Source organism: Parapedobacter sp. GCM10030251 (assembly GCF_042666505.1).
Lineage (GTDB): Bacteria > Bacteroidota > Bacteroidia > Sphingobacteriales > Sphingobacteriaceae > Parapedobacter.
On sequence record NZ_JBHTDN010000003.1, the window covers coordinates 72,164 to 84,655 of the forward strand.

The window sequence follows — 12,492 nt, forward strand, 5'->3', positions numbered from 1 at the left end:
CACCACCAGGCAATGTAACCGAAATACATGAAAATCGCGTAATGTCTAAATCACATCGATTTACTATACTTGCATATGAAAAAAAATATGCCCGGTAACCCGGTGGACGACCCCTATAAAATCATGGCCGATAACGCGCCGGCAATGATGTGGGTCGCGTCTACTGACAGACAACGAACCGCCTTCAATGCAGCATGGTTAAGTTTTACCGGCCGAACGCTGGAACAGGAACAGGGGGATGGATGGACCGAAGGTGTACACCCCGACGACCATTCGCGTTTGGAAATATATACCACGGCCGTAGATGGCCGTCGACCCTTCCGAATGGCCTATCGGTTGCGCAGGCATGATGGCGTCTACCAATGGGTGTCAGAAAGCGGCACCCCTCGATATTCAGAAAATGGTACCTATGTCGGGTTTGTCGGCTCGTGCATCAATGTCGATTTACCGGCCTCCGCACCCACAGAGGCCGATCAGGTGCAGCACGATCTTACGGTGCGAAACGCAGAGCTGGAAACCAAGATCCGTTCAGGCATCGAGGCGCTTGCGCAAAGCGAAATGCTGATGCACGCAATGAACGAGGAACTGACCGCCGCCAACGAGGAATTGGCTGCCATCAACGAGGAGCTGACCGCAACGAACGAGGAGTTGCGGGTGACCAATGAAGACCTCGCTGAAAGCGAATTCCGAACACGGAGCATCATCGAAAATGCCCCCTTTCCAATAGCGGTGTACATGGGTCGCGAAATGCGCATCGTAGAGGCAAACCAAGCAATCATGGACGTTTGGGGCAAGGGAAACGACGTCGTCGGAAAGCGGTACGCCGAAGTGTTGCCTGAGTTGGGAGACCAGCAGATCTTTGAAAAGCTCGATGCGGTGTTTACGACCGGCGTGCCTTTCCATACCCGTAATGAGCGGATCGATCTAAATATCCACGGCGAGCGAAGGACGTTTTACTTCAATTACGGTTTTACGCCGTTGAAAGATCGTTCCGGAAGAATTTATGGAGTGATGAACACCGCGGCGGATGTGACGGACGTGGTACTGGCCAAGCAACGCGTGGAACACAGCCAGCAAATGCTCTATAACATCATTCATCAGGCACCGATGGCAATGTGTTTTATGAGCGGCCCCGATCACGTAGTGGAAGTTGCCAATTCGATGATGATGGAGTTATGGGGAAGATCGGCACACGAGGTGCTCCACAAACCGATTTTCGAGGGGCTGCCGGATGCCGGAGGACAGGGGCTGGAGTCATTGATCGCTCACGTTTTCCGCACGGGAGAGACCTACCGGGCCCATGAACAACCGGTTTCGTTATTGCGCAATGGAAAGATCGACACCGTTTATCAGGATTTTGTCTACCAAGCCTATCGTAACGACAGTGGTGAGATTATCGGCGTAATTGCCATAAGCAACGACGTATCGGCCCAGGTAAAAGCCAAGGTTGAGATAGAGCGGGCATATGAGCAATCGCAGCTTTCGAAGGAAGCGGCTCAGCTCGGTATGTTCGACCTGGATGTGAGAAGCGGGAAGTTGGAATGGGACGAGCGCTGCAGGGCGTTGTTTGGCGTATACCACGACGAACCGGTGTCGTACGAAAAGGATTTTATCGGCGGCGTGCATCCGGACGACCGCAGGGAGGTGATCACGGCCGCGAATGACGCACTTGACCAAGCAAAAACAGGCGGAAATTACGACGTTGAGTACCGCACTGTGGGGATAGCCGACGGCCAATTGCGTTGGATACGGGCCAAGGGAAAGGTGCATTTTGACAACGTAGGAAACCCGTTGCGATTTATTGGTTCGGTGATGGACATTACCGAACAGAAGCTCAACGAAGAGAAGCTCCGTGAAAGTGCCGAACGGAAAGCGAGGCTGGCAGCCATCGTGGAGTCTTCAGACGACACGATCGTCAGCAAAACCCTGCAAGGTGTCATTACCAGTTGGAATAAGGCCGCTCAACGCATGTTCGGCTATACCGCTGAGGAGGCCATTGGCAAACATATTTCGCTGATCATCCCGCCTTCGCGCCTAAAGGAGGAGGATTATATCATCGGCGAAATCCGCGCCGGTAACAAGGTGGATCATTTCGATACGGTCCGGGTGAGGAAAGATGGCCGCGAGATACAGATTTCCCTTACGGTATCGCCCATTATCGACGACGAGGGCCGTATTATCGGTGCCTCGAAAATTGCGCGCGACATCAGTGCCCAGGTGGCTGCCCAGGAAGCCGCCCGCCGTTACACGGAGCGGTTGGAGATTATCAATTCGATGGTAGAGAGCATATCGGAAGATCTCGACCTGAACAACATATTGCAAAAGGTTACGGATAGTACAACAACGTTGACGGGTGCAAAATTCGGTGCTTTCTTTTATAATCAAATCGACGAGAAGGGCCAATCGAACATCTTGCATGCGTTGTCTGGCGCACCGCGCGAAGCGTTTGAAAATTTCGCGATGCCGCGTGATACGGTGTTGTTGCACCCTACGTTTTCCGGTCAAAGTGCGGTTCGCATAGATGACGTTACCAAAGACCCCCGCTTCGGAAAAAATGCACCGTATTATGGAATGCCGGATGGACACCTGCCGGTGGTCAGTTACCTGGCTGTACCGGTAACGTCTCGTTCAGGAGAGGTTATCGGGGGGCTTTTTTTCAGCCATCCGGAAGCGGGCAAATTTACCGAAGACCACGAGCAGCTTGTCGTTTCTATCGCCGCCCAGGCGGCCATCGGCTTGGATAATGCCAAACTGTATGCCGAAGTAAAAGCGCTGAATGACAAAAAGGATGAATTCATCGGCCTGGCGAGCCACGAGTTGAAAACGCCGTTAACCAGCGTCTACGCGTACTTGCAGATATTGGCAAAATTACCCACAGATGGGAAGAGTAAGCTGTTCATCCAAAAAGCGTTGCGCCAGATGAAAAAGTTGGCCATGCTGGTCGGCGACCTGTTGGATATCTCGAAGATCGAAGCGGGAAAACTTCAACTGAACATGTCGGCGTTCGATTTGAAACAGTTGATGGAGGAGACGATTGAACTGGTCGCCCATACGAACGAGAAATACCAGATTACGTTGGAGACGACCGTCGAATCCTGTAAAGTATACAGTGATTCCCAGCGTCTCGAACAGGTGCTCATCAACTTGTTGACCAACGCAATCAAGTATTCCCCCGGCACAAACGATGTACGGGTAAGCTTGGTGTGTACGGAAACCGAGGTTACTGTGGGTGTGCAAGATTTTGGGCGGGGCATCCCGGCCGACAAACTCCACCATGTGTTCACGAGGTTTTACCGGATAGAAGATAGCGGTTTTAATATATCTGGTCTCGGTATCGGTCTTTACTTGTCCAATGAGATCATCGATCGGCTTGGCGGCCGGATTTGGGCTGAAAGCGAGGTGGGAAAGGGAAGTACCTTCTGGTTTACGCTTCCGTTGCCAACAGAAGGGTAGTCTTCGCGTGTTGGTTTTCGGCTATTTTAAACGACGGTTATTTCCCAATACCGGATGAGCAGGTCCTTTTGCCGGAATGTGGTTTCGAGCTGCGTTTTCAGGTCTTTCCAATAGGAGATATCCAGCGTATCCGTCAGGACTTCAAAAATGACCAATACGTCTTTTTCGGCCGTCGCTTTGGTTTCTTTCCAAAACCCTTCTATGGGCATTTGTTTGTATACAGTTACCCCGCCGTATTTTTCACTGAAGGCCGATTTAAGCTGGGTAAAGTAGCTTTCCGGAAAATGATTACCCGTGTTGTCTGTCAATGGAATAAATACTTGAATCAGTTTCATCTGAAAACCTAAAGAATTCGCAATTGTTAAAAAACACCTCCTTGCATCGCTTCTTTAATGATTTGGCGAATGATACCCGATTGTTCGGGGTCACCTTTGATCAGTGCCTGGCTGAATTTCCGCCAGGTCTTGAAATCAATGTGTGAGGGTATGATGGGCACATTGGGGTCAACTACGACATCCAGCACCGCGGGAATGTTGGCGTTAATAAGTTCATCAAGGGCGGCGTCGACATACTCCGGCTTGTCTACCCGAATGCCCTTGAGGCCGATCAGATTTGCAAACGCGGCGTAGTTGACGTCTGGAATATCTTGCGAGGCTTCAAACTTCGGCTCGCCGGAGAGCATGCGTTGCTCCCAGGTGACCATGTTCAGGTCACGGTTATTCAGCACGATTACCAGCAGCCGCGGATCTTCCCAAGATTGCCAATACTTGGCGATGGTGATGAGCTCATTCATGCCCAACATCTGCATGGCGCCGTCTCCGGAAATGGCCACGGCCATGCGGTTTGGATAAGCAAATTTAGCGGCAATCGCATAAGGTACGGCCGGACACATTGTAGCCAGATTACCCGATAACGAGGCCAGCATGCCTCGCCGTATCCGGAGGTTTCGGGCGTACCAAAAGGCCGCCGTGCCGGAGTCAGCGGTTATGACCGCGTAGTCCGGCAATCTGGGCGATAGTTTCTGAATGACCTGCTGTGGATTGATGGGCTCGGCTTCTTGCTCGGAGCGCTTTTCGATGGTTTCCCACCAGGACGCTACACTGGTCGTGATCTGTTCAAGCCAACAGCGATCTTCCTTATATTCGATGAGAGGCAGCAGTTCCTGAAGAGTGGCCTGGCTATCTCCCAAAAGATTCACTTCCATCGGATAGCGCAGGCTGAGCATGCTTCCGTCGACATCGATCTGTACACCGCGGGCTTTGCCCGGTTCGGGCAGGTATTCGGCATAGGGAAACCCACTGCCAATCATAAGCAACGTATCGCAGTTGTCCATCAGCTCCCAGCTCGGTTTGGTGCCCAGCATGCCGATAGACCCGGTTACATAGGGCAGATCGTCCGGCAAAACCGATTTTCCTAACAGTGCTTTAGCTACCCCAGCACCCAATTTTTCGGCTAACGCTTCGATTTCCGCTGCCGCTCCCATGGCCCCGGCGCCTACTAATATCGCTACCCGTTTGCCGGCATTGAGGATGTCGGCAGCCTTCATCAGTTCTGCCTGTTGTGGAATGAGCCGGGAATGGGGGAAGCCGGTACCGGTAACCATATAGCCGTGTTCGCGGGGCGGTTCCTGAATGGCCGACTCTTCTTGCAGGTCGCTGGGAATGATCACCGCGGTTACCGTCCGTTTGGCAACGGCAATCCGTATCGCCCGATCAACCACCTGTCTGACCTGGGCCGGATGGGTGAGCATCTGCACATAATCGCCGGCGACGTCTTTAAAAAGCGACATCAGATCGACCTCCTGCTGGTAGTTGCCCCCCAGGGCGGTACGCCGTTGCTGACCAATGATGGCGACGACGGGCTGGTGATCCAATTTGGCGTCGTACAGCCCATTGAGCAAATGAATGGCACCAGGCCCGGACGTGGCTAGGCAAACACCGACCGTCTGGGTGAACTTGGCGTGCGCGCAAGCCATGAACGCCGACATTTCTTCATGGCGGGTTTGGATGAACACAAGGTCGCGGTTGCGATTGAGTGCGCCCAGCAACCCGTTTATACCGTCGCCCGGATAGCCGAAGATGCGCTTGATACCCCATGTCAGGAGTCGGTTAATCAAAAAATCACTTACATTCATATTTCGTTTGTTTATCTATTGATGCACACGTGACGCACACGCCGCCCGTCAGACCGATGCGGTAGCCGTAACGGTTACGTCTTGTTATTACTAACCAGATGGGGCGCTCTCGGTTTGGAATAACTTTCGGAAAGTGGTGAGGCATTCGCTGGAAACCAAGCCTGTGTGTACTATCATATGTGTACTAAATTTGGTGCTTGCCGTCCAAAAAAGTGAAATCCAAACGATTTTGATCTTCCCGAAACGATACGAAGAAATGCGCTGCATAGCTGGTTTGAAGTTTGCCTGCACTAGGATAGCAAAACACGAGACGCAGGGCTTACAAAACAATGCATATGAATAAGAAACGATTATTTGCAACGTTGGTGACAGTTCTTCCTTTTTTTTCACCAACCTTCGGTCAAGACGGCAATAAAGAAATTATCGCAAAAAAGGTTACCGGTAGTATACTTCGTCCCAAACAACTTACACCCACTCCGGCGCTTATCAGCACGTTGGATCTCCCGCCCGGTTTCACCATTACTACGTTTGCCGACAAGCTGGGAAAATCCCGTATGCTGGCCGTAACGGATAACCACTTCGTATATGTGACGGATCGGGACAACGGAACATTGACGTTGCTGAAAGACGAAAACCGGGATGGCCAGGCAGAGATAGCGAGGGTTGTGGCCAAAAAAGAGAAATTGCATGGGATTGCAATTCAAGGTAATGAACTTTACCTGGCAACCGTAAAAGAGCTGTATAAGACAACCATTCAACCAGACGGAAGCGTTGATAGCTTGCAATTGATCGTAAACGATCTACCCGACGGCGGGCAACACGGTAATCGGACGATGCGGATTGGCAAGGACGGTGCACTATACATTTCAATCGGCAGTACCTGTAATTCGTGTGCGGAAACCAATCCAGAACATGCTACGCTATTGAAAATGAGCCTGGATGGCTCGGACCGGACCGTTTTCGCCACGGGTTTGAGAAACACCATTGGGTTTGACTGGCACCCCGAGACGGGAGAGCTGTGGGGGTTTGATCACGGAATCGACTGGCTTGGCGAAGACGAGCAGAAAGAAGAACTTAACAAAATTGAAGCAGGAAGCGATTACGGATGGCCATATGTTTATGCCGATGGAAAATTTGACGTACACCACAGCCCAAAAAACATGAGTCACGAAGCGTATGCCGCTAAATCGGTGAAACCGACTTTGTTGTATGAAGCTCATTCTGCGCCGATGGCGTTGCTGTTTTATACTGGAGATCAATTTCCGGATGAATATGATGGGGATGCTTTTGTTACGATGCATGGCTCTTGGAACAAAGCCGAGCCATCTGGTTATAAAGTGGTGCGGGTTAAATATGAAGACGGTAAGCCGACGGCCTTCGAAGATTTTATTACCGGATTTCTAACAGCGGATAACGGACAGTTTGGCCGGGTTTGCGGATTGGCCCAATATACCGATGGTTCGCTTTTAATAACGGATGACGCCAATGGTGTGGTCTACCGGGTAAGCTACCAACAGGGCGAATAAGCCGATCGAAACATTGAAGGGTTTAGGCTGTTATCATAGGGAATCAATAGCGAGTCTTGACCCAAAAAACAGCATTATGAGCGAATACTATTATGATGAAAAAGATTTAGCCAAGTTTAGTAGCATCGGCGAATTCCAAAAAGAGCTGGGCGATCGCTTTTTCGCTTATTACGGCGAGGTATTCAAGGATAGCGAATTGTCAGCGCGGGAGAAATCCTTGATTGCGCTAGCCGTGGCACACGCCGTACAATGTCCGTACTGCATTGATGCGTACAGTACGGATGCCTATGAGAAAGGGTGGAGCGAGGCACAACTCATGGAAGCGGTTCATGTGGCTGCCGCGATCCGGGGAGGCGCTTCGTTGGTGCACGGTGTGCAGATGATGAACAAGGTAAAGAAAATCGCCATGTAAACGATGAAGTCTTTAAAAGCACAACATCATGCGCTTGCCGATGCCGGAGCGCAACTTGCGATCATCGCGCATGGCCAAAACAGTGGCGCAGTTCGGATTCCGTTCGGCGATAAACTGGCGCAATCCAACCTGTATCCCCTAAAACCTAGGCAAATTAGGACGTTGCAGGTGAATGTTGGCAAAATGTGCAACCAGACGTGCAAGCACTGCCATGTGGATGCCGGTCCGGACCGGAAAGAGATCATGACCGCCGAGACCATGCACCAGTGCCTTGATGTACTTCGGAAGCGGGAGCAGTTGAATGTCGTCGACATTACGGGCGGAGCCCCGGAAATGAATCCCAACTTCCGCTGGTTTGTTGAGCAATTGACTGAACTGGGTAAGCAGGTGATCGTGCGATGTAACCTCACCATCCTCTTGGCAAATAAAAAATATGCCGACCTGCCGGATTTCTATAAAAAGCACCGTGTTGAGGTGGTTTCGTCCCTTCCGTTTTATGCACAGGATCGGACCGACAGGCAACGGGGAGATGGGGTATTTGACGCCAGCATCCGCGCACTTCGACTACTCAACCAAATAGGTTATGGAAAAGAGGGGTCGGGGCTGAAACTTAACCTGGTTTACAACCCTTCGGGCGCCTTTCTGCCATCCGGCCAAACGGCCTTGGAAAAAAGCTATCGGGACGTACTCAGGCAGCAATTTTCCATTGAATTCAACGACCTGTTTGTCATTACGAACATGCCCATCAGCCGTTTCCTGGATTACTTACTGATGAGTGGAAATTATGATAACTATATGGAAAAGCTTATTCAAGCGTATAATCCGGCGGCAGCGGCGAACGTCATGTGCCGGGATACGATTTCGGTAGGGTGGGATGGCTATCTGTATGATTGCGATTTTAATCAGATGCTGGAATTGAAAGTAAATTCACGCAGCCGGCACATCCGTGAATTTAACGATCGGGCGCTAATGGAAAGAGAAATCGTAGTGGACAACCATTGCTACGGATGCACGGCCGGATCGGGTTCAAGCTGTGGCGGGACCATTGCTTAACACATTGTTACAGGTATGATGCGGACGGATATTTTGATCGTATTAGCCAAAACTCCGGTTTATGGCAAGGTGAAAACACGTTTGGCAGCTGCTATCGGTGCCGCGGCGGCGCTGGAAATTTACCGACGTCTGTTGCGGCATACGTTGGATGTGGCGGGGAAGGTTTCGTCCGATAAAGTCATCTTTTATTCCGACGAGCCTGCGTCTGATGACGAAATAGGGTTGGGTTTCGCAAGGGCTACGCAATGTGAGGGTGATTTGGGAGCGCGAATGAAAAATGCATTTGCGAACGTGTTTGGCCAGGGCTATGAAAAGGCGGTTATGATCGGCACGGACTGCCCGGCCGTGGGCGAACGTACACTGACGGCGGCATTCGAGGCGCTTCATCAACACGACGTGGTTATTGGTCCGGCCTATGACGGCGGTTACTATCTGCTGGGAATGAAGCAGGTACACCATGGGTTGTTCGATAATATTCCGTGGAGTACTCCCGCCGTTTTTGAAGAGACCGTGACGATTTGCAGGGGCAATGGGCTCCGTTACCTGCTTTTGCCGACGTTGCATGATGTGGATAAAAAGAAGGATTTGCCACAGCTGGCAAAAATGAACCAACATGGATAATCGGCAATCTACAATCGTTAGTGTGATTATCCCGACGTTCAATGAAGCCGACCGAATCGTGCGTACCATCAGCTGCCTCCATGCGGCAGGTGGGCAGCATGCTATGGAAATCATTGTGGCAGACGGCGGGAGTACGGACGGTACGGCTGCCCTGGCAGCGGCCGCAGGCGCGATAGTGGTATACAGCGAACGGAAGGGCAGAGCAGTCCAAATGAATCAGGGTGCTGCCCGCGCAACGGGTGAAATGCTTTACTTTCTTCATGCAGATAGTGTTCCTCCTGTCGATTTCGCACGTAAAATCCGCGAGGCGTATTTGCGAGGGGTTACCTGTGGATGCTACAGGCTTGCTTTTGACCATGACCATTGGTTTCTGCACGCGAATGCCTGGTTTACCCGGTTTAATTTAAATGCCTTCCGCTTCGGCGATCAGAGTCTGTTTGTAACCAAGGCGGTGTTTGAAAAGGCAGGCAGATTCAGGGAAGATTTGTACATCATGGAAGACCAGGAGATCATACACCGCTTAAAGAAACAGGGAAGATTTGCCGTGCTGAATGACCGTGTTGTCACGTCTGCGCGGAAATACCTGGATACTGGAATATACCGGCTGCAAGGTGTTTTTTTCGTCATGTGGATATTCTACTACCTCGGGTTTTCACAGGCCCGTTTGCTAAAGCTGCATAGGAAATGGTTGCGGGACACTCGCTAATCTGCTAACGATGAAGCCAAACGACAAAAATGCAAAAATACCGACCGCACAGCGGCCTTTCCGCGTGTTGATTATAGCGGGTTCGCAAAGAAGGCAATATAATTGCCCCGGTGTTGATAGCAAAAGCAGGGCGCTGATGCTGAAGATGGCGGAAATGTTGCCCCAGGAATGGGAGATCGATTACGAAGATCTGGGCAACGTCTATGCAAGAGCAAGGATACAAAGTTGCAATGCTTGTGTATCGACGGCCATGGCGTTGTGTGTATGGCCCTGCAATTGTTATCAGAAGGGTAGTCGCAAGGAGCCTGACCTGATGTGGGATCTGGATCTGTATGCGCGGTTGGACATGGCCGACGCCTGGGCCATTATCGGCCCGGTCAACTGGTACGGCTGCAGCAGTAACTTGAAACTGATGTTCGATCGATTGGTGTGCATGAATGGCGGCAATCCCGATGAAAAAAGCATTGACCACAAAAATCCGGAAAAAGCCATGGCGCTGGAGCACACCGCGCAGTGGAAGGCCATGAGCCTGAATCACCTGGAAGGGCGAACGGCGGCCTTCTTTTGCTATGGTGATGAAGGCGGTGACGAACTGGACGAAGCGGGACGCCCGAAAATCCTGGAGCACAAGGCCTATTTCGATCCGGCTGCGGAACCTTATGCAAACGAACGCGACGCTTATGCGCCCTTGGTGTGGCAATGCCGGTACGGCGGTGTAGAAGTGCCCGATCAGCTCTGGAAATACGGCACCACTGGCCAAGGGAAGAAATACAGCGACAACCAGGCGGAGCACATGATTCACGAAAGCGAGTTTATGACATCATTCATCGCTTGGGTACGAGACTTTGAACAGTTTGTTTGGCAGAAGGGCAAAGTGCCACCCAATACGTACAGGGCGTTCGGTTATAAGCCGCCGAGGCATTTCTGGGCAAATGTAAAGGACGGGTTGCGGTATGTCCGCATGATGGTGGGCAAAGCGCCGAAAGGCTCATCACCTCGCAAACAGCACGCGCTCGGATTGAACAACGATGCCACGTGGCATACCAAAAAAGGAGAGGGAGAGAAACTAAGGCACCATGATTAACTCCATTTTCGATGCTTACGGCGCGCCCTTGTTGGCGCTCTTTTTCGGGCTGCTTTTTGTACTCGAAAGCAAGTATCAGCTGCGCAAAAGGGTACAGGGCCGGTGGAAGCGGGTGATCATTAATTTTGTTGTGTCGGTACCGGCATTTTTACTGCTGCGGCTGATGCTGATTCCGGTAATGGTGTGGCTGGCTGTAAAAAACCAATCGTGGCAGTTCGGACTGAATTATCTGTATACTATAGCGCCCGTTGCGGAAGGCGCCATCGCCTTTCTGCTGCTGGACTACAGCAATTACCTCTGGCACATTTTACTCCATAAGCTGCCTGTTCTTTGGCGCTTCCATCTGGTACATCACTGCGACCTCGACCTGGATATCACCACGGCATTCCGGTTTCATTTCGGCGAGTTGGTGGGATCGGTTATTTTCCGTGGTGCAGCCGTGGTGTTAATCGGCGCTGGTCCGTTAGTGGTATTGATTTATGAGATTGCCTTTGAGGCGGCTACGCAATTTCACCACAGCAATTTAAAAATGCCGTTCCAATTCGAAAGGATGTTGAATTTCTTTGTTGTTACCCCACGTATGCATGGTATCCACCATTCGATGGTGAAGCGGGAAACCGACAGCAATTACGCGATTATTTTTTCGATTTGGGACCGAATACATCGCACGGTCCGCTTGAATGTGCATCAGGATCGGATCATAACGGGAGTGCCTTCTTATGCCGATGCGCATGAACTGACTATTGGCAGGCTCTTCAAGCTGCCCTTTACGAAGATTCGCCCGTGGCCAAATACGGGCAACGGTTCTTCGCGGGAGGAAGACAGAGATCGATTGAAAAGGTGATGTGTGTTGAGCCGACCAGTGGTTGCTCTTACGATTTCACCTCAGCGGCAAGGCCGCTTCCGCTTCGCGCATGTTTGGTAAAGCATGCCAGAAGATAGTCCCAGCCTTTTTCACTGTCCATCGCTTGGCGATACGTTTCATGGCCGTCTCCATGGTTTTCAAAGTGGTCGTGTCGGAGTTGGATAGCCGTCCGTTCATCGCCGACCACCTGAAAGCTGATATACACTTGGCTCGCCTTGCCGGGGTCCGGCTCGGGCACACGCATGGAGCTGATCTGCCATTTTATGGCGATAAACTCGCCGTGCTTTACATCGGAAACCGTACCCCAGTCGCATCGGAAATCGTTTGGACCTTTTTCCGTGCAGTGCCCTCCCGGTACGGGGTCGATACTGATTTCAACTAATTTGTCTTTTGACCATGTGTATTCCTTAGGCCACCACAAGGCCAGTTCATTGACAAATGCCTTAAATGCTTGTTCACTGGATAAATGTACCTCAATTTGCTTGCGTATTGCTTCTTGCATGTTACTGATTTGTTTTCGTGCGTAGTGTATCAAGAACAACAGGGGTGGCAACTGAATTGTTTGATCCAAAAACCAAGTGGCGCGCAAATTGTTATATTTGGCAATATGTTATCGGAAGTGCAGAAGGAGAAGACCG

The 12,492-nt window shown here is 51.2% G+C and carries 11 protein-coding genes; 8 read left to right on the plus strand and 3 right to left on the minus strand.

The window, feature by feature from the left end; translation table 11 throughout:
* Positions 1-75 precede the first annotated feature (75 nt).
* The gene (locus ACFQRK_RS09745) at positions 76-3,453 is read left to right on the plus strand and encodes a PAS domain S-box protein (RefSeq protein ID WP_379006005.1); all 3,378 of its coding nucleotides are present in this window, start codon (positions 76-78) and stop codon (positions 3,451-3,453) included.
* A 26-nt stretch (positions 3,454-3,479) separates the two neighbouring features.
* On the opposite strand, the gene ACFQRK_RS09750 is transcribed toward ACFQRK_RS09745, so the two are convergent.
* On the minus strand, positions 3,480-3,788 hold the full coding sequence (locus ACFQRK_RS09750; RefSeq protein WP_379006006.1) for a hypothetical protein: 309 nt from the start codon (positions 3,786-3,788) through the stop codon (positions 3,480-3,482).
* A 26-nt stretch (positions 3,789-3,814) separates the two neighbouring features.
* On the minus strand, positions 3,815-5,587 hold the full coding sequence (locus ACFQRK_RS09755; RefSeq protein ID WP_379006008.1) for a thiamine pyrophosphate-requiring protein: 1,773 nt from the start codon (positions 5,585-5,587) through the stop codon (positions 3,815-3,817).
* Between the two features lie 335 nt (positions 5,588-5,922).
* Here ACFQRK_RS09755 and ACFQRK_RS09760 point away from each other — a divergent pair, with 335 nt between their 5' ends.
* From ACFQRK_RS09760 to ACFQRK_RS09790, 7 genes are all read left to right on the plus strand, one after another.
* Positions 5,923-7,113: a PQQ-dependent sugar dehydrogenase gene (locus ACFQRK_RS09760; protein WP_379006011.1), complete on the plus strand. Its 1,191-nt coding sequence runs from the start codon at positions 5,923-5,925 to the stop codon at positions 7,111-7,113.
* 76 nt (positions 7,114-7,189) lie between these two features.
* On the plus strand, positions 7,190-7,525 hold the full coding sequence (locus ACFQRK_RS09765; RefSeq protein WP_379006012.1) for an arsenosugar biosynthesis-associated peroxidase-like protein: 336 nt from the start codon (positions 7,190-7,192) through the stop codon (positions 7,523-7,525).
* 3 nt (positions 7,526-7,528) lie between these two features.
* On the plus strand, positions 7,529-8,578 hold the full coding sequence (gene arsS, locus ACFQRK_RS09770; RefSeq protein WP_379006015.1) for an arsenosugar biosynthesis radical SAM (seleno)protein ArsS: 1,050 nt from the start codon (positions 7,529-7,531) through the stop codon (positions 8,576-8,578).
* A gap of 15 nt (positions 8,579-8,593) precedes the next feature.
* Positions 8,594-9,199, plus strand: coding sequence for a TIGR04282 family arsenosugar biosynthesis glycosyltransferase (locus ACFQRK_RS09775; protein ID WP_379006017.1), 606 nt, complete (start codon positions 8,594-8,596; stop codon positions 9,197-9,199).
* Positions 9,192-9,905 carry a TIGR04283 family arsenosugar biosynthesis glycosyltransferase gene (locus ACFQRK_RS09780; RefSeq protein ID WP_379006020.1) on the plus strand — a complete coding sequence of 238 codons (714 nt, stop codon included), beginning with the start codon at positions 9,192-9,194 and terminating at the stop codon, positions 9,903-9,905. The genes ACFQRK_RS09775 and ACFQRK_RS09780 overlap by 8 nt, the downstream gene beginning before the upstream one ends.
* Before the next feature lie 10 nt (positions 9,906-9,915).
* A complete protein-coding gene (locus ACFQRK_RS09785) occupies positions 9,916-10,989 on the plus strand; it encodes an NAD(P)H-dependent oxidoreductase (protein ID WP_379006023.1) in 1,074 nt (357 codons plus the stop codon).
* Positions 10,982-11,833, plus strand: coding sequence for a sterol desaturase family protein (locus tag ACFQRK_RS09790; RefSeq protein ID WP_379006025.1), 852 nt, complete (start codon positions 10,982-10,984; stop codon positions 11,831-11,833). Before ACFQRK_RS09785 ends, ACFQRK_RS09790 begins: the two co-directional genes overlap by 8 nt.
* A gap of 28 nt (positions 11,834-11,861) precedes the next feature.
* On the opposite strand, the gene ACFQRK_RS09795 is transcribed toward ACFQRK_RS09790, so the two are convergent.
* Positions 11,862-12,356 carry a hypothetical protein gene (locus ACFQRK_RS09795; protein ID WP_379006028.1) on the minus strand — a complete coding sequence of 165 codons (495 nt, stop codon included), beginning with the start codon at positions 12,354-12,356 and terminating at the stop codon, positions 11,862-11,864.
* Positions 12,357-12,492 lie beyond the last annotated feature (136 nt).